The 15,307-nt window shown below is 70.9% G+C and carries 19 protein-coding genes; 8 read left to right on the top strand and 11 right to left on the bottom strand.

The genetic code is table 11. The features are described 5' to 3' along the window. The gene (locus tag AC3DE3_RS04850) at positions 1–570 is read left to right on the top strand and encodes a hemerythrin domain-containing protein (RefSeq protein ID WP_260486112.1); all 570 of its coding nucleotides are present in this window, start codon (positions 1–3) and stop codon (positions 568–570) included. A gap of 90 nt (positions 571–660) precedes the next feature. Beyond that, positions 661–1,134, top strand: a complete 474-nt coding sequence (locus tag AC3DE3_RS04845; protein ID WP_260486113.1) for an SRPBCC family protein — start codon at positions 661–663, stop codon at positions 1,132–1,134. Here the strand turns inward: AC3DE3_RS04845 and AC3DE3_RS04840 are convergent. After that, complete coding sequence (locus AC3DE3_RS04840) at positions 1,131–1,505, bottom strand: YidH family protein (RefSeq protein ID WP_260486114.1); 375 nt, start codon at positions 1,503–1,505, stop codon at positions 1,131–1,133. The genes AC3DE3_RS04845 and AC3DE3_RS04840 overlap by 4 nt on opposite strands. Then, a complete protein-coding gene (locus AC3DE3_RS04835) occupies positions 1,502–1,912 on the bottom strand; it encodes a YidH family protein (RefSeq protein ID WP_260486115.1) in 411 nt (136 codons plus the stop codon). The genes AC3DE3_RS04840 and AC3DE3_RS04835 overlap by 4 nt, the downstream gene beginning before the upstream one ends. A 68-nt stretch (positions 1,913–1,980) precedes the next feature. On the opposite strand from AC3DE3_RS04835, the gene AC3DE3_RS04830 reads away from it, so the two are divergent. After that, positions 1,981–2,982, top strand: coding sequence for a bile acid:sodium symporter family protein (locus AC3DE3_RS04830; RefSeq protein ID WP_488369171.1), 1,002 nt, complete (start codon positions 1,981–1,983; stop codon positions 2,980–2,982). A 31-nt stretch (positions 2,983–3,013) separates the two neighbouring features. Here AC3DE3_RS04830 and AC3DE3_RS04825 read toward each other — a convergent pair whose 3' ends face one another. From AC3DE3_RS04825 to AC3DE3_RS04815, 3 genes are all read right to left on the bottom strand, one after another. Then, positions 3,014–3,586: a VanZ family protein gene (locus AC3DE3_RS04825; RefSeq protein WP_488369170.1), complete on the bottom strand. Its 573-nt coding sequence runs from the start codon at positions 3,584–3,586 to the stop codon at positions 3,014–3,016. Between the two features lie 84 nt (positions 3,587–3,670). Next, the gene (locus AC3DE3_RS04820; protein ID WP_260486118.1) at positions 3,671–4,522 is read right to left on the bottom strand and encodes an alpha/beta fold hydrolase; all 852 of its coding nucleotides are present in this window, start codon (positions 4,520–4,522) and stop codon (positions 3,671–3,673) included. 10 nt (positions 4,523–4,532) lie between these two features. Next, entirely contained in the window at positions 4,533–5,231 is a 699-nt protein-coding gene (locus AC3DE3_RS04815) for a type 1 glutamine amidotransferase domain-containing protein (protein WP_260486119.1), read from the bottom strand. 888 nt (positions 5,232–6,119) lie between these two features. Here AC3DE3_RS04815 and AC3DE3_RS04810 point away from each other — a divergent pair. After that, on the top strand, positions 6,120–6,458 hold the full coding sequence (locus AC3DE3_RS04810; RefSeq protein WP_260486120.1) for a hypothetical protein: 339 nt from the start codon (positions 6,120–6,122) through the stop codon (positions 6,456–6,458). Between the two features lie 75 nt (positions 6,459–6,533). Next, complete coding sequence (locus AC3DE3_RS04805) at positions 6,534–7,091, top strand: GNAT family N-acetyltransferase (protein WP_488369169.1); 558 nt, start codon at positions 6,534–6,536, stop codon at positions 7,089–7,091. A gap of 53 nt (positions 7,092–7,144) precedes the next feature. On the opposite strand, the gene AC3DE3_RS04800 is transcribed toward AC3DE3_RS04805, so the two are convergent. Next, positions 7,145–7,597 (bottom strand): MarR family winged helix-turn-helix transcriptional regulator, encoded by a 453-nt coding sequence (locus AC3DE3_RS04800; protein ID WP_488369168.1) that lies wholly within the window; start codon positions 7,595–7,597, stop codon positions 7,145–7,147. A 71-nt stretch (positions 7,598–7,668) separates the two neighbouring features. Between AC3DE3_RS04800 and AC3DE3_RS04795 the strand changes: the two genes are divergently transcribed. Next, positions 7,669–8,913: a cytochrome P450 gene (locus tag AC3DE3_RS04795; protein WP_488369167.1), complete on the top strand. Its 1,245-nt coding sequence runs from the start codon at positions 7,669–7,671 to the stop codon at positions 8,911–8,913. A 134-nt stretch (positions 8,914–9,047) separates the two neighbouring features. On the opposite strand, the gene AC3DE3_RS04790 is transcribed toward AC3DE3_RS04795, so the two are convergent. Together AC3DE3_RS04790 and AC3DE3_RS04785 are read right to left on the bottom strand one after the other, a co-directional pair. Then, positions 9,048–9,383, bottom strand: coding sequence for a branched-chain amino acid transporter permease (locus AC3DE3_RS04790; RefSeq protein ID WP_488369166.1), 336 nt, complete (start codon positions 9,381–9,383; stop codon positions 9,048–9,050). Beyond that, complete coding sequence (locus AC3DE3_RS04785) at positions 9,380–10,084, bottom strand: AzlC family ABC transporter permease (RefSeq protein WP_488369165.1); 705 nt, start codon at positions 10,082–10,084, stop codon at positions 9,380–9,382. Before AC3DE3_RS04785 ends, AC3DE3_RS04790 begins: the two co-directional genes overlap by 4 nt. 84 nt (positions 10,085–10,168) lie before the next feature. Between AC3DE3_RS04785 and AC3DE3_RS04780 the strand changes: the two genes are divergently transcribed. After that, positions 10,169–10,591, top strand: coding sequence for a VOC family protein (locus tag AC3DE3_RS04780; protein ID WP_488369164.1), 423 nt, complete (start codon positions 10,169–10,171; stop codon positions 10,589–10,591). Between the two features lie 30 nt (positions 10,592–10,621). Here the strand turns inward: AC3DE3_RS04780 and AC3DE3_RS04775 are convergent, their stop codons facing one another. Both AC3DE3_RS04775 and AC3DE3_RS04770 read right to left on the bottom strand, forming a co-directional pair. Beyond that, entirely contained in the window at positions 10,622–11,878 is a 1,257-nt protein-coding gene (locus AC3DE3_RS04775) for an MFS transporter (protein WP_488369162.1), read from the bottom strand. Positions 11,879–11,954: 76 nt separating this feature from the next. After that, the gene (locus AC3DE3_RS04770; RefSeq protein WP_488369161.1) at positions 11,955–12,587 is read right to left on the bottom strand and encodes a YqgE/AlgH family protein; all 633 of its coding nucleotides are present in this window, start codon (positions 12,585–12,587) and stop codon (positions 11,955–11,957) included. A gap of 133 nt (positions 12,588–12,720) precedes the next feature. On the opposite strand from AC3DE3_RS04770, the gene AC3DE3_RS04765 reads away from it, so the two are divergent. Beyond that, the gene (locus AC3DE3_RS04765) at positions 12,721–14,127 is read left to right on the top strand and encodes an MFS transporter (protein ID WP_488369160.1); all 1,407 of its coding nucleotides are present in this window, start codon (positions 12,721–12,723) and stop codon (positions 14,125–14,127) included. Here the strand turns inward: AC3DE3_RS04765 and AC3DE3_RS04760 are convergent. Then, positions 14,062–15,267 carry a hypothetical protein gene (locus tag AC3DE3_RS04760; RefSeq protein ID WP_488369159.1) on the bottom strand — a complete coding sequence of 402 codons (1,206 nt, stop codon included), beginning with the start codon at positions 15,265–15,267 and terminating at the stop codon, positions 14,062–14,064. The two genes, AC3DE3_RS04765 and AC3DE3_RS04760, sit on opposite strands and share 66 nt — an antisense overlap. Positions 15,268–15,307 lie beyond the last annotated feature (40 nt).

Genomic DNA, 15,307 nt, shown 5'->3' with positions numbered 1-15,307 from the left:
ATGGCCGATCCCACCACCGCCGGGGACGTCGTCGACATCCTCACCGCCGACCATCGCGAGATGGTCGGCCTGCTCGAGATGATCGAGAACACCGCCGACGCCGAGGAGCGCCGCTCGCTGGCCGACTCTGCCATCGCCGAGGTCGTGCGCCACTCCGTCGCCGAGGAACTGTTCGTCTACCCCGTCTACGAGCGCGAGGTCCCGGGCGGCAAGGACGAGGTCGAGCACGACAAGGAAGAGCACCAGGAACTCGAAGAGGTCATGAAGGAACTCGAGGGACTGGACTCCGGGGGCGCCGAGTTCATCGCCACCGTGAAGCGCTTCAAGGAACTCCTCGACCACCACGCCGACGACGAGGAGTCGGACCAGTTCCCCAAGATGCGCGAGCACATCTCCGCCGAGGACCTGGTCGACCTGGGCCGCAAGGTCGAGGCCGCCAAGAAGATCGCCCCCACCCGGCCGCACCCCGGCTCGCCGCACTCCGAGTTGTTCCACATGACCCTCGGACCGGGCGTCGGCATGGTCGACCGCCTCCGCGACGCACTGAGCGGACGGGCCAAGAACACCTGACGCCTCCATTCCCGGCCCCGTAGACCACTCGCGCGGGGCCGGGGACGGGCGCACACTGGACGGAGATCGCCCGGAGCGAAGGAGCCCGTCATGGCAACCGACTACTCGATCACCCGCACAGCCGTCCTCGACGCCCCCGCCGCGGCGGTGTTCGCCCAGCTCGAGGACTTCCATGCCTGGGAAGACTGGTCGCCGTGGGAGAACGTCGACCCGGGCATGGAGCGCCGGTACAGCGGCCCCGAACGCGGCGTGGGCGCCCACTACGAGTGGTCCGGCAACGCGAAGGCCGGTGCCGGCTCGATGGAGATCGTCGACGCCTCCGCGGGGCGCCAGGTCGTGATCGACCTGAGGTTCAGCAAGCCCATCAAGGGCATCAACCCCACCACGTTCACCCTCGTCCCGCGCGGTCCGGACTCGACCGAGGTCACCTGGCACATGACCGGTCGGCGCGGACCACTCCTGCGCATCATGAGTCGGCTGATCAAAATGGACAAGGTGCTGGGCGATCAGTTCGAGCAGGGCCTCGCCTCGCTCGGCCGGGCCGCCCGATCGGGTCAGAGCTAGCCGGTCACCAGGCTGACGAGGACGGCGACGAGGCCACAGGTGGCCATCACGATGACCAACACCACGAGACCGACGTTGTGGGACGCCCGGGTCTGCGGCACCTCGGCCCCCCGGATGAAGCGCCCCACCCGCCGCTCGTGGTGACGCTGCACCCGGAGCAGTGCCAGCAGCGGGATCACGGTGAGCAGCGAGAAGACCGACGCCCAGAACACCGACGTCTCCGCGACCAGTTTGGCCACGAGGATGATGTTCACTCCCACCACGGCCCACGTCCGGGCCCACGACAGACTGGTACGCTCGGCGGCCAATCCCGCGTCGGGCGGCACCGCCCGGGGCTCCACCCCGATCCGCCGCTGCCGGGGCGTGCTCATGCGAAGGTGCCGCCCAGGATCGCCACGATGAGCAGGACCGCACCGATCGAGATCCCCAGCACCAACAGGATGGACGCCTGCGGCATGGGCAGCGGCCGCTGGTGCCGCATCGAGGCCTCGATCCGGATCCACCGCCGGAACGCCACGATCGCCAGTACCGCCGCGAGCACCAGCAAAATGCAGGCCAGCGGCGTGCGGACGACCTCCGGGATCTCCTCTCCCGCGAAGGCCTCCATCGCCACCGCGCCCGCCGTCAACCCGAGGCTCGTGCGGATCCAGGCCAGGAAGGTGCGCTCGTTGGCGAGCGTGAACCGCGGGTCCGGCTCCTCGCCGTCCCGCAACGCCCTGGGCCGCCACCCCTCCGAGGTCTGTCCGGTCTGTCCGGTCTGGTCGTCCTGTCCGGTCATCGTCCGCTACCCGTCATGGGGCCGAGCCTATCGGGCGCCCTCCCCGACCCGGGTGGTGCAATAGACGGATGGGCCTCCTGCGTCGTCTCCGGATCGAGCCGTTCATCCTGGCCATCCTGGCGGCGGTGGTCGTCGCCGCGGTACTGCCGGCCACCGGCGGCGCGGCCGATGCGCTGGACTGGGTGACGACGATCGGCATCGGCGTGCTGTTCTTCCTCTACGGCGCCCGACTCGAGCCCCGGGAGCTCCTGGTCGGCCTCACGCACTGGCGGCTCCACTCGGTGGTGCTCGCCTCGACGTTCGTCCTGTTCCCCCTGCTCGGCCTGCTCGGCCAGTGGGTCCTCACGCCTCTGCTCGGCGCGTCCCTGGCCGCCGGGTTCCTGTTCCTCACGCTGGTGCCGTCCACCGTCCAGTCGTCCATCACCTTCGTGGCGATCGCCCGCGGGCACGTCAGCGCGGCGGTGGTGTCGGCGTCGGTGTCCAATCTGTTGGGAGTGTTCGTCACTCCCCTGTTGGTGTTCGCCCTCATGACGACCGACGGGTCCGTGACCATCACGTGGGACACGGTCGGCACGATCGCCCTGCAACTCCTCCTGCCGTTCGTGGTGGGCCAGCTCGCGAGGACCTGGGTCCTGCCGGTCATCCGGAGGATCAAGCGCATCGCCCTGTTCGACAAGACCGTCATCGTGCTGGTGGTCTACGCGGCGTTCTCCGACGGGGTCGCCGACGGGATCTGGTCGACGATCGGCGCCGCCGAGCTGGCCTGGCTGATCGTGGCGTGCTGCGTGCTGTTGGCTGTCGTCCTGGGCCTGACCGAACTCGCCTCCCGCGCCCTGGGCTTCGAGGACTGGGACAAGCGCGTCGTGCAGTTCTGCGGGTCCAAGAAGTCGCTGGCCACGGGGCTGCCGATGGCGGCCGTGCTGTTCGTCGGACAGCCGATCGGCCTCATGGTGCTGCCGCTGATGCTGTTCCACCAGATCCAGCTGATCGTGTGCGCGTGGCTGGCCGGCCGGTACGGGCGGGCCGCAGACACTGACGCCGGCACCGACCCCGGCGCGGACACGGCGTAGGCGCTGGGCGCGTGACGACCCCGGCCGCGGGTCACCGCGCCGGTGGCCTGCCCGTGCCCAGCTCCACCACTGCGGCGGGGTCGCCCAGTCGCGGACCGAGGACGACCAGGACGGCGAACACCGCGGCGGTGGTGAGCGCGAAACCGATCCACAGTGGGTGGAGACGTGGGCCGCAGGCGCGCGCGACGAGGGCGCCGACCAGCGCCCCGGCGATGTTGAACAGCAGGTCGGTGACGTCGGAGTGTCCCAGGGCGAGGACGTACTGGAGGACCTCGACCGTCGCACTGGTCGCCGCTCCGGTGACGACGACGAGGAGGACCGCGCGGGCCCGGCTCTCCAGCAGGATGTACAGGAGCACTCCGAGCGGCACGAAGAAACCCAGGTTGCCGAGCGCGTCGAACACCGGGCCGAACCACGTCTGGGCGTCGCGGAACTGGGCGAACGGTACCCATTCGACCGAACGTCCACGCTGGGATTCCGGTCGCCACAGCAGACCGATCACGAAGAACGCCTTGAGCATGGTCAGCGCCACCACCACGGCGCCGTAGGCGACCACTGCGAGTGCGGCCCAGCCTCTGACCTTCGAGTCTGTCGGTTGCGTCACGGGCACAATCCTCACACTGGCCCCGGCAACGGAGACGGTCCCGGGTCTGGCCGGGACCTCGGGCCCGGAGCGCCGTGGGCCCCGTCAGCTCCGGTGGGCGTCGAGGAATGCCCGGAGTGCCGCGGCGACCTCGGCGGGGCGTTCCTCCGGCGCGAAGTGGCCACAGTTCTCGATGAGGTGCAGTTCGCTGCCGGGGATCGCGGCGTGGAGGCGGTGCGCCCAGTCGGTGACCTGCCAGGTGTCGTCGGCGCCCCAGACCAGCTGGACCGGGATCCGACCGAGCCTGTCCAGCTGGTCGGAGATCTCCAGTGTGTGGCGCGGGTCGTAGTGCGCGACCTGGTGCCGGAAGAAACTCGGTTGTCCGATCGGACCGCTGATGAGGTCGACGTACACCTCGAGCGCGGCGGGGTCGAAGTTCGCCGGGTCGCTGTGCGTGGACAGCAGCCAGTCGCGGAAGTGCGCCCGGTGCTCGGCGTCCGGCGTGCGGGCCAGTTCGTCCAGCCCGTCGGCCATCTGTTGCCGGGTCCGCTCGGAGGGGTAGCTGTCGAAGCTCACGACGTCGATGAGGGTCAGGGACCGGAGGCGCCCGGTCGACTGCACGCCGAAGCGTTGCGCGATCCCGCCACCGATGTCGTGGGCCACCAGGTGGAACGTGTCGAGTCCCCACTCCCCCAGTAGGCCCTCGAGGACGGCGACCTGACCGGTGATGGACGTGTCGACGTCGGGGTCCCGCGGCCGTTCCGATAGCCCGTAACCGAGCAGGTCGAAGACGTGGACGCGGTACCCGGCCCCGGTGAGGGCGGGCACCACGTCGCGCCAGATGTACGACGACGAGGGCGTTCCGTGGAGAAGGACCACGGGTTCGCCCTCGCCGTGCACGCCGAACGAGATGCGGTGGCCGTCGATGACGGCGTGCCGGTCGACGATGTGGCTCATCGGCGCGGACTCATCCCAGGTCGGAGACGATCCGCTTGGCCAGTTCCTCCGAGGACTGGGGGTTCTGACCCGTGTAGAGGTTGCGGTCCACCACCACGTGCGAGCCCCACGGTTCGGCGGCCGAGGAGTAGTCGGCTCCCAGCTCGACGAGCTTGTCCTCCAGCAACCAGGGCGCGTTCTCGGCCAGCCCGACCTGCTCCTCCTCGACGTTGGAGAATCCGGTCATCTTGTATCCCGCGAACGGCGAGGACGACACGTCATCCGACGCCGCGAGGACCGCCGCCGGGGCGTGACACAGCATGGCGAGCGGCTTCTCCGCGGTCACCCGCTCGGCGAGGATCGCCCCGGAGGTCTTGTCCACGGCGAGGTCCTCCAGCGGGCCGTGACCGCCCGGGTAGAAGACCACGTCGAACTGGTTGTGATCGACGGAGGCCAGGTCGGCCGGCGAGTTCAGAACGGGCGCGAGCCGATCGAGCGAGGCCTTGACCTTGTCGAGGGTCTCCGGGTCGCCGGCGCCTTCGCCGAGGCTTGCCTGATCGACGGTGGGAGCACGCCCACCCGGGGTCGCGACGGTGACGGACCAGCCGGCGTCGGTGAACACCTCGTACGGTGCGACGAACTCCTCTGCCCAGAAACCGGTGGGGTGCGCCGACCCGTCTTTGAGGGTCCAGTGGTCGGCCGCGGACATGATCATCAGTACGTTAGCCATGCCGCGACACTACGGATCTCGGGACGACTCGCAACTGGTCGCTCCCGACAGGACCGCGCCGACAGACGACAAATCCCGGTAATAAATCGATTCTCATCACGGCGTCATGTCATCGCGACTCACTTCCCCGTCGCCGCTACCTGCGGGTTCCCTCCATTCCCGGAGGGTGACTACATATCAGCAGGTCACAGGACCCCTCGACCGACGGTCTCTTTAGGCAGGAAAACGTTGAGGCGCCCCCGAAGCCGTCTTAATGTTCACGCCGCACGAGCTGAGTAGCTCGGGCAGCCGCCGGGCTGTCAGACGATTCGAGGAGGGGTGCCGTGCCCATGACGACGCGCCCGCCGCTTCCTCGGTCCATGCCGCTCCTGGCTCTCGCCGGCCTGGCCCTGCTCGGGTTCTCGGCAGGAGCAGGCGCAGCATGGCTCACCGAGGGGACCGCGACGGCCACAGCCGCCGGGCCCGTGCCGCCCTCGGTACAGCAGGCCGGCCTCACATCGCCTGCACCCTCCACCACGTCGGCGCGGTCTCCGTCCTCCGCCGCGACGTCCTCCACCGCGCCGACCTCCACCGCGCCAGTGAGTAGCGAGCGCCTGCCGTCCTCGAGACGAGGGTCGCCAGCGGCCCGCCCGGCCGCGGAATCAGCGCCGGTCGCGCCGGCCCGGCCGCCAGCGATCCGGGTGCCGGTTGTCCCGGCGCAGCCACCCGCACCGGCGCCGTACAGACCGGGCCCGGCACCCGCTCCCCGCCCGGCACCCCCGCCAGACCCGGCCCCGGTCCCGCCTCCCCTCGCTATCGACGTACCGCTACTTCCCGTCAACCCACAACCGGTCATCGAGCCACGTGTCGTCACGATCGGCTGACCACCCACCAGAGAAAGGCACGACCATGGATCCCATCTCACTCGCCATCGCGACTCTCATCGCCGCCGGGGCGGCCCCGGCCGCCGCCGCCGGTTCCGCCGGCGCGGTTCCCGCCCTCGGTGCCGCCGCAACGGCTGTCGCAACCGCGCCTGCCTGGGCCGTTCCTGCGGGAATCGTCGCGGGAACCGGGGCCGCCGGCTCAGTCGGGGCCACCGGCCTCCTGGGAGCGGCGGCCGCCAGCAATCCCTTCACCGCGCACGGCCTGCAGAACGCCGGTGCTGATGCCTTCAACGCGGCAGCCGGCTCGGTCGCCGGCGCAGTGAACGATCTCAACATCCCGGGCGTCCACATCAACGTGAACTGAGTGCACATCTCCACGGCCCCGCCGTGGCCCGTCACCGGTTGGGTCGCGGTGGGGTTGCGGTGCTTCAATAGCCCGATGACCAGCGTGACCTACCTCCAGCAGACCGACGCCGACCACCTGCGTCCTGCTGGCCGTGCGGAGCTGACGATCTCCCGGGTCTTCCCCGCGGAACCGGCATTCAACTCGCGTATGTACCGCGAGATCGGCAGCGACTGGAACTGGATCGATCGTCTCGAGTGGGCAGAGGGCGACTGGGCCTCGTACTGCTCCGACCCCTGCGTCAGCACGCTGCGCGCGACGTTCGGCGGCGAGATCGTCGGGTTCGCCGAGCTCCGCATGAGCCCGTGCGACGAGACCACCGGCCCAGCCTTCGACAACTCCGACGGTGCCGCGGACGTCGGCGTCGACGTGGAGATCGTGTATTTCGGCCTGCTCCCCCAGTTCGCCGGCCGGGGTCTCGGCGGATGGTTCCTCTCCGAGGTCTGTCGCATCGCCTGGAAAGTGCCCGGGTGCCGCCGGGTGTGGCTGCACACCTGCGACGACGACTCCCCCGCCGCCGTCCCCAACTACCTCTCCCGCGGGTTCGTCGAATACGCCCGCGCGGACACCGGCTGCGCGGCCTGCACCGCCTGAGTCGACGACCGGCCTGAGTCAACGACCGGCTTGATCCGACGACCGGGCCCGACTCACTGCTCGGGGAGCCGACTCAGCGCACGCCCGCTCATCCGGGAGACCAATTTCTCGGACACTGCTCCGAACGCCTGCAGCTCGTCGTCGTCGAATCCTTCGAACAACCAGTCGGCGAGTCCGACGCGCGCCGTCACCACCTCATCCACGATCCGGCGCGACTTGTCCGTCAGGTTCACCAGCCGCACCCGCCGGTCGTCCGGCGGCATCGTGCGCTCCACGTGGCCACTCGCCACGAGACCGTCCACCAGCGCGGTCACCTGACGCGGCGAGCAATCGAGATACGTGGCGAGTTCCACCTGCTTGCACTCTCCCTGCAGGCCGAGCACGAACAACAGCTCGAGACGCGGCACCGTCAGGTCGTAGTTCGCGGCCGCGCGCGCGATCGATCCCGACATCTGCTCCGCCAACATCAGAGCGCGGTCGAGAATCTCGCTCGAGGATAGTGCCACGTGTATATAGTTACCACCATTCACGGTTTCATCCCCGCCGGACCCGGCGGGCGACCAGCCCAGGAGACACCATGGACGTCACCATCCCGGCAGGCTTCGACTTCACCGACCCCGACCTGTTCGAGAAGCGGCTCCCGCACGACGAGTGGCGCCAGCTCCGGCAGTCGGAGCCGATCCACCGCGTCGACAAGCGCGCGGGCTCCGACGGGTTCGACGACGACCACTACTGGCTGGTCACCCGGCACGCCGACGTCAAGGAGATCTCGCGCCTGACCGGGGAGGTGTTCTCCGCCGGCGAGAACACGATGATCCCGCGGTTCGCCGAGGGCACCGACCGGTCGATCATCGAGGCGCAGCGGTCGATGCTCGTCAACGAGGACGGCGAGATCCACAAGAAGCACCGGCGGATCATCTCCCGCGGGTTCACCCCCCGCGGTGTCGCCGGGATGCGCGAGGAGCTCGCCGACCGGGCACGCAAGATCGTCACCGCCGCCGCCGAGTCGAACGCCGACGACTTCGTCACCTCCATCGCCTCCGAGCTGCCACTCCAGGCGATCGCGGACCTGCTGGGTGTGCCGCAGGAGGACCGCCACAAGATCTTCGAGTGGTCCAACATCATGACCAGCTACGACGCCGGCGGTGACCCCGACGCGCCCGCCATCGCGTCCATGGAGCTCATCGGGTACGCCAACGCCATGGCCGAGGACCGTGCCGCCAACCCGCGGGACGACATCGTGACCAAGCTCGTCCAGGCCGACGTCGACGGCGAACACCTCTCCGCCGAGGAGTTCGGCTGGTTCGTCACCCTCCTGGCCGTGGCCGGGAACGAGACCACCCGCAACGCCACCACCCACGGCATGGTCGCGATGCTCGAGCACCCCGAGCAGTGGGAGCTGTTCAAGCGTGAGCGGCCCGAGACCGCCTACGACGAGATCCTGCGGTGGGCGTCGCCGATCACCCAGTTCCAGCGGACCGCCATGGAGGACACCGAGGTCGGAGGGGTGTCCATCGCCAAGGGCGACCGCGTGCTCATCTGTTACGGGTCGGCGAACTTCGACGAAGAGGTCTTCGACGACCCCTTCAGCTTCAACATCCTCCGCGATCCGAACCCGCACGTGACCTTCGGCGGACAGGGCCCGCACTACTGCCTCGGCGCCAACCTGGCGAAGATGCAGCTCGAGCTGATCTTCAATGCCGTCGCCGACCACTTCCCGGACCTGACCGCGCTCGGCGACCCCACACGGCTCCGGTCGGGGTGGCTCAACGGCCTGACCGAGTGGAAGGTCGACCTGGGCACGTGCCCGGTGGCTCACTGAGCGGCCGCCCGCGCCGATCGGGGTAGCGACACCTGCCATCGCGCAGCCGCGCGCGAGTCCTGCAGCCGCTCACGTGATTTCGTGCGCGGCTGCAGGACTTGCGCGCGCGTGGGGGGCCGTCCGGGTCGGCGGTATCAGCCCAGCACGGTCTGCAACAGCATGTAGGTCGCCGTGCCCAGCACGATGCTCGCCGCGGCGCGTCGAAACGCAAGGTGCACAGCCAGAGTGAGCCCCAGCGCGACGGTCGCCGGCACCCACGACCCGAGCTCGGTGGTGGTGTCCCGCAGGGTGTAGACCACGAGCACCACCATCACCCCGGCGGGCATGGTGCCGCCCAGGTAGCGGACGATGCCGGAATCGCGGAGCCGGGTCAGCGCGAGGAACGGGGCGGCCCGCAGCGCGAGGGTCACGAGGAACATCAGGCCCAGCCCGGCGAGCAGGTAGGCGGTCCCGGGCACGGCGGCGATCACGCGGCGTCACGCCCGGTGCGCACGGCCCAGATGTAGCGCAGCACCAGCACCGCGACGAACGCGCACAGGCCCACGATGAGCATCTGCCCGGGCGCCACCACCGCCGCGCCCAGGCCGCAGACCAGGCCGATCGCCGGCGCCGGGAGATCACCCGAGGAGCGCCACGCGTCCACGGCCAACACGGCGAACAAGGCGGTCAGCGCGAACTGCAGCCCGTCCAGCCCCTCGGGCAGCGCCGATCCCACGAGCGCGCCGATGATGCCCGGCACCACCCACAGCGACTGGCAGGTGATCGCGATGGTCAGCGTCCGGGCCCCGGACATCTCCACTCGCCGCTTGGTGGCGGTGATCGCGTACACCTCGTCCGTGAGCGCGTACACGGCGTACAACCGGCCGAGCCGCGAACGGATCGCCTCGATCGGGAAACTCAGCCCGTAGAAGACATGCCGGAAGTTCACCAGGAACGCCGCGGCGGCCAGCGAATACAGGGGAGTGACGGCGGTGAGCAGGCCGATCGCGAGGAATTCCATCGAACCGGCGTAGATGACGATCGAGAACACCGGCGCCCACCACCAGTCGAACCCGGCCTGCGTCATCAGCACGCCGAACGCCAGGCCGAGCGGCACCAGTCCCAGCCCGACGGTCGAGCAGTCGGCCAGACCCTGCCGGATCTCTGCGCTGGTGGAGGGGGCATTCGACACGCCGGGCAGTCTAACCAGCCACGATTCGGCATCACCCCCGTCGGAGCCCTTCCGCCCCCGCCCGGGTCGGCGCACACTCGGCACATGAGTGCACACCAGCCCGGGACCCCGCCCGCTCCGACCGTCTGGCACTGCTTCCAGTGCTCGGACGCACGCGCCGTGATCGACTGGCTGACCGAGGCCCTCGGATTCGTCGAGACCCTCTCGCATGCCGAGGACGGCCGCATCGTCCACGCCGAGCTGTTGTGGCCCGAGGGTGGCGGCATCATGCTCGGCGACCAGCGGCCCGACGCGGACGATCCCCACGCGATGCCGGCCGGAACCGGCCTCGCCTACGTGGTCACGGCCGACGCCGACGTCGTCTACGAGCGTGCCAGGGCGGCCGGCGCCGAGATCGTCATGGAGCTCCACGACACCGACTACGGGGATCACACCTTCTCCGCGCGCGACCCCGAGGGCAACGTGTGGTCGGTGGGCCAGTACCGCGGCGAGTCCCTGCCCACGTAGCTCCCCGGGGGCGAGCAGGGGCGTCGCCGTTCACGTGCGCAGTCTGTCCGCGGCGGGCACCAGCGGGATCGCCGCCGCCGCGACCACCGCCGCGCCGGCGAACACCGGCCAGTAGCCGAAGACCTCGATCACCGCGGCGACGAGGGGAGTGGAGGCCGAGATCGCGACGAACTGTGCCGTGTTCTGGACGCCCAGCGCGCGCCCGCTCCACCGCGGGCCGGCGTATTCGGCGACGGCGGTGAACGCCAGTCCGTTGTCGGACACGGAGAGCACGGTCGCGACCACCCCGAGCGTCACGGCGATCGCCCCGGGTGCGCCGAGCACCTCGGCCACGGCCAGGGCCGCCAGGCCGGCGGTCACCGAGATCGCCACTCCGCGCAGGGGTGTCATCCGCGATCCGACCCGATCGGACACCGCTCCGGCGACGATCCGCGCGAGCGCACCGAGCACCTGGCTCACCGTCACCACGACGCCCGCGGACACCGCCGACCAACCGTGCCCCAGTACGAGCCACGCCAGCAGGAACGCCTGCAGCATGCCCTGGGGCAGGACGAGCAGCACCGACGCGCCGTGCACCCGGGCCAGGTAGCGGGATCCGCGGTAGGGCGACCCGTCTGATGGGGGGCGGGATGCCGGGGTGGCGTTCGCCGCCGCGCCGGTCACCGTTGGCGTCGGAGCGCTCGGCGTCGGCGGGGGAGCAGGCGGGTCGGTGACGACGACGAGGGCCGCGACCGCCGAGACCACGGCCATGGCCAGGGGAACCGCGAACGCCGCGCCCAGACCGTACGACTGCGCGAGGAGCGGCATGGTCATGGCGGCGACCGCGGATCCGGCCGGTTGGGACATCTGCCGCACGCCCATGGCGAGCCCGCGGCGGTGGGCCGGGAACCAGCTGACGACCAGCCGCCCGCTCGCGGAGTTCCCCGAGGCGGTGAAGGCCCCGGTGACCAGCAACAGTATCGCCAGCAGCGTGAACGACTCGACGAACAGCGCGGCGGTGAGGGCGAGCGCGGCACCGATCGAACCGGAGACCAGGACCAGCTTCTCGCTCGTCCGGTCGACGAGCCAGCCCCACGCGATCAGCGCCGTGGCCATCCCCACCAGCGGCATCGCGACCAGCACCCCGGCCCGCGAGAGTGACAGCCCCTCGACGGTCGTGAGGTGGGGGAGCAGGAAGCCCGCGCCGACGACGAACGCCGAGCCCGACGCGGCGACGAACGTGGCGACGGCCAGCACCAGCCAGTGCCGCGAGGTCACCACCGCTACTACACCCTCACCCGTCTCCACCTGCATGAGCCTAGGCGTGATCTCATTGTTTGGAAAGCACATCCCAATCAGTGGGATAGCTATCGGCCGGGACTCGTCAGTTGACGTCGCCGTCCTGGACGAAGGTGGCGTACAGCGGCAGCGGCATCTCCTGCCGTCGCAGCACCGCGCCCCAGACGTCGACGCGGGCGGGGGCGAGCAGGTCGCTGGGCAGGCTGGGCGCGACGTACCAGTCACCGCGGTCGAGTTCGTCCTGCAGCTGCCCGGGGGCCCAGCCGGTGTAGCCCACGAACACCCGCATCCCCTCGACGTGGTCCCGCAGCAGGTCGGGGTCACTGTCCAGGTCCACCACGTGTACCCGTCCCTCGATCTGCTGGAGCCCCGCGAACCGATCGCCGTCGACACCCGAGCCGAGCACCACCAGCGCGATTCCGGTGTCGGGTTTGACGGGACCGCCGATGTGGAAGACGGACGGGGGAGCGCAGATCTCGGCCCAGGCGGGCAGGATCGACTCCACCTCGGTCTCGCTCGGACGGGTGATGACCACCCCCAGGGAGCCCGAGTGATCGTGCTCGATCATGTAGATGATCGCTCGCTGGAAGTTGGGGTCGGGCATGTCGGGCGCCGCGATGAGCAGCGAACCGGCGACGGGGTCACGTTTGTCCATCGCGGAGTAGAGGCGGTCGCCGAACAGGCCGCCGCCACCCAGATCGTCCGGTCCCGTGTCCATGTCCCCATGATGCCCCCGTCGTCGCCGACCCACACGCGCCTCCCCTCGATCGGGCTCCGCCGCGGTGGTCCGCGCCCGTGAGGTGACCGCTCGTGTGGTGAGGGTTCGAGTCGTGGGCGATACGGTGACTCGGGTGACCTCCCTGTCCGCCGACCCGGTCGGCCCCCCGCGCGGACGCCTGGCCGCCACAATGCGCGAGTCGGACGGCCTCGGCCGGCTGTCCACGGCACGCCTGGCCGCCCTGCTCAGCGAGGGCATCCACCAGGCCGCGCTGGGCGGGATCGTGTTGTTCAGTCCGGAATCCGCGACGACGCCGGCCGCCATCGTCGGCGGGTTCGCCGTCATGCTGCTGCCGTATTCGATCGTCGGGCCCTTCGCGGCCGCCGCGCTCGACCGGTGGGACCGCCGGGTCGTCGTCGCGGTCGCTGCCCTGGTCAGGACGGTCGCCATCATCGCCTCCATCGCTCTGATCGCCGCCGGGGCGGTCCACACCGGGGCGGGCCTGACGGCGTTGTTCGCGCTGTCGCTCGTGGCCATCGGTCTCGGCCGCCTCATCAACACCGGCATGACCGCGGCCATGCCCAAGGTGGTGCCCGACCGGATCCTCGCCGCCACCAACTCGGTCCTGGTCACCGTGGGGTCGATCATCACGGCCGTCGGCGCGGTGGCCGCCTTCGCGGTCCTGGCCGTCTTGGGCGCCGGGGACAGCGCCGTGTCGTGGACCCTCGTGCCGTCCGTGATCGCCGCGCTGGTGGGGGTCTGGGCGATCCTGGCCCTGCCGCACCGGCACCTGGGCCCCGACGACGACGAGCTCGGCTCCGATCCGGGCCGGGCCGTCACTCGGGATGCGCTCGCCCTGTTCGCCGGTGGACTGGCCGAGGGCGTCCGGGCCGCCCGTTCCACGACCCTCGTGTGGGTGTCCCTGGCCGGTGTGACGCTCGGCCGGGCGGCGTTCGGGATCACCACGATGCTGGCGATCCTGCTGCTGCGCGACGCCGAGTCCGCAGGAGCGGGCGGCCCCGTGGTCGCCGGGATGGGCGGATTCGGACTGATGTCGGCTGCGGTGGCCGCCGGAATGGGCCTGGCGGCCGTCGTCACCCCGTGGGCGATCGCCCGTCGGCGGCGGATCGCCATCGTGGCGTCGGGGGCGGTCCTGTCGGGGGTCGCCCAGCTCGCGGTCGGGCCGACCCTCGACCCGACCGCGCTGGTCGTGGGTGCGGTCGCGATCGGTCTGGGCGCCCAGGTGGTCAAGCTCGTCGCGGACAACGCCATGCAGACCGATGTTCCCGACGCCCGTCGCGGCGGGGTCTTCGCGCTGCAGGACGCGCTGTTCAACTCGGCCTTCGTGGTGGGGATGGTCGCCATCCTGCCCCTGGTGCCGGCGGACGGGCGGTCGGCGCCGTTGATGCTGGTCCCGGCCGCGCTGTACGCCGCCGCCGCGGCGGTCGCCGCGGTTCCGGCCGCTCGCACGCGGTCAGGAGCCGAGCCCGAGGGAGCCCGCGGCGATCGACCCGCCACCGATCGAGCCACCCCCGGCTGACCCTCCGCCCACAGAACCACCGCCCACGGAGCCCGCGGCGACCGAGCCGCCACCCACCGAGCCTGCACCCACCGAGCCGCCGCCGACGCTCCCTGCGCCGACCGAACCCGCGCCCATCGACCCGGCGGCCGCGGATCCCGCCGCAGCCGAGCCCGCCGCGGCGGATCCGGCGGCGCCTGCACCACCGACTGACCCCTCATGGGCCGAGCCACCACCGATCGCACCGGCGTCGATGACCCCCGTCCCGACCACTCCTGTGGCAGAGCCCGCGTCGAGGTGCGGGAACTCGAGACGGGGCGGCTCGAAGGGCAGGGCGGCGTCGAGCAGCCCGTCTCCGTTGACGTCGGCAACCGAGAGCCACCCGCTACCCGTGTCGACGGTGATGGAGCCGTCATCCTCGATGACAGGGGCGGCGGGCTGGGGATTCGTCCCGCCCTGGACCGGCGGGGGCGACGGCACCGGATCCGGTTCGGCGACCGGCGGCGTGGACCACCTGGCCGAGTCCGTGGCGGCGGTCGACCCGTGGTGGATCGCACCGATCGCATCGGACAACAGCGCGCCCCAGTCCGGCAGCTCCCCGAGCGCCTCCGAGCCGGTGGCGATCGCCTCCGCGCCCGCGGCCAGCGAGCCATCGACCAGGGCTCCCGCCCCCTCTGCACCGGCCGACATCGACCCGGCCAGCACCGATCCGGCCGCCACTAATCCAGCCCCGATCGAGCCCGCGCCGGCCGACCCCGCGCCCACCGAACCTCCGAACGCCGAGCCACCGCCCACAGACCCGCCCCCCACAGACCCGCCCCCCACCGAGCCGCCGCCCACAGACCCCGCGCCGAGGGACCCGCCGCCGACGGACCCGGCCCCCGCGGATCCCGCCGCGAGCGCGCCCGCGCCTCCCGCATAGACGTTCCACAGCCCGCGATCACCGTCGTCGGCGTAGGCCACCTGGGCGGCGGTGCCGACGTCGGTCACCACGCGGTCCGCGACACCGTCGACGTCCGAATCCCAGAGGGCGTCGTCGGCGTAACCGTCACCGTCGAAGTCCAACCACAGCGCGTCTGCCGCACCGGTCCCGAGCGTGAGGTCGGGCTCGCCCTGCCACTGCGTCGGGTCCCCGACGCCGTCTCCGAAGAAGTAGTCCATGACGAGAATCGTGTCCCGGACACCCGACCCTTACCAGCCC

Source organism: Dietzia sp. IBK-p2-16D (genome assembly GCF_057773085.1).
Note: the sequence above shows the minus strand (reverse complement) of the source record. Positions and strands in the feature narration are given on the sequence as shown.

Excerpts from the sequence above, each read along its gene's own strand:
- AC3DE3_RS04815 (WP_260486119.1), bottom strand. The coding sequence starts at position 5,231 with ATGGCTAACGTACTGATGATCATGTCCGCGGCCGACCACTGGACCCTC.
- AC3DE3_RS04820 (WP_260486118.1), bottom strand. The coding sequence starts at position 4,522 with ATGAGCCACATCGTCGACCGGCACGCCGTCATCGACGGCCACCGCATC.
- AC3DE3_RS04795 (WP_488369167.1), top strand. The coding sequence starts at position 7,669 with ATGGACGTCACCATCCCGGCAGGCTTCGACTTCACCGACCCCGACCTG.
- AC3DE3_RS04830 (WP_488369171.1), top strand. The coding sequence starts at position 1,981 with ATGGGCCTCCTGCGTCGTCTCCGGATCGAGCCGTTCATCCTGGCCATC.
- AC3DE3_RS04805 (WP_488369169.1), top strand. The coding sequence starts at position 6,534 with ATGACCAGCGTGACCTACCTCCAGCAGACCGACGCCGACCACCTGCGT.
- AC3DE3_RS04810 (WP_260486120.1), top strand. The coding sequence starts at position 6,120 with ATGGATCCCATCTCACTCGCCATCGCGACTCTCATCGCCGCCGGGGCG.
- AC3DE3_RS04835 (WP_260486115.1), bottom strand. The coding sequence starts at position 1,912 with ATGACCGGACAGGACGACCAGACCGGACAGACCGGACAGACCTCGGAG.
- AC3DE3_RS04760 (WP_488369159.1), bottom strand. The coding sequence starts at position 15,267 with ATGGACTACTTCTTCGGAGACGGCGTCGGGGACCCGACGCAGTGGCAG.
- AC3DE3_RS04840 (WP_260486114.1), bottom strand. The coding sequence starts at position 1,505 with ATGAGCACGCCCCGGCAGCGGCGGATCGGGGTGGAGCCCCGGGCGGTG.
- AC3DE3_RS04850 (WP_260486112.1), top strand. The coding sequence starts at position 1 with ATGGCCGATCCCACCACCGCCGGGGACGTCGTCGACATCCTCACCGCC.
- AC3DE3_RS04845 (WP_260486113.1), top strand. The coding sequence starts at position 661 with ATGGCAACCGACTACTCGATCACCCGCACAGCCGTCCTCGACGCCCCC.
- AC3DE3_RS04770 (WP_488369161.1), bottom strand. The coding sequence starts at position 12,587 with ATGGACACGGGACCGGACGATCTGGGTGGCGGCGGCCTGTTCGGCGAC.
- AC3DE3_RS04780 (WP_488369164.1), top strand. The coding sequence starts at position 10,169 with ATGAGTGCACACCAGCCCGGGACCCCGCCCGCTCCGACCGTCTGGCAC.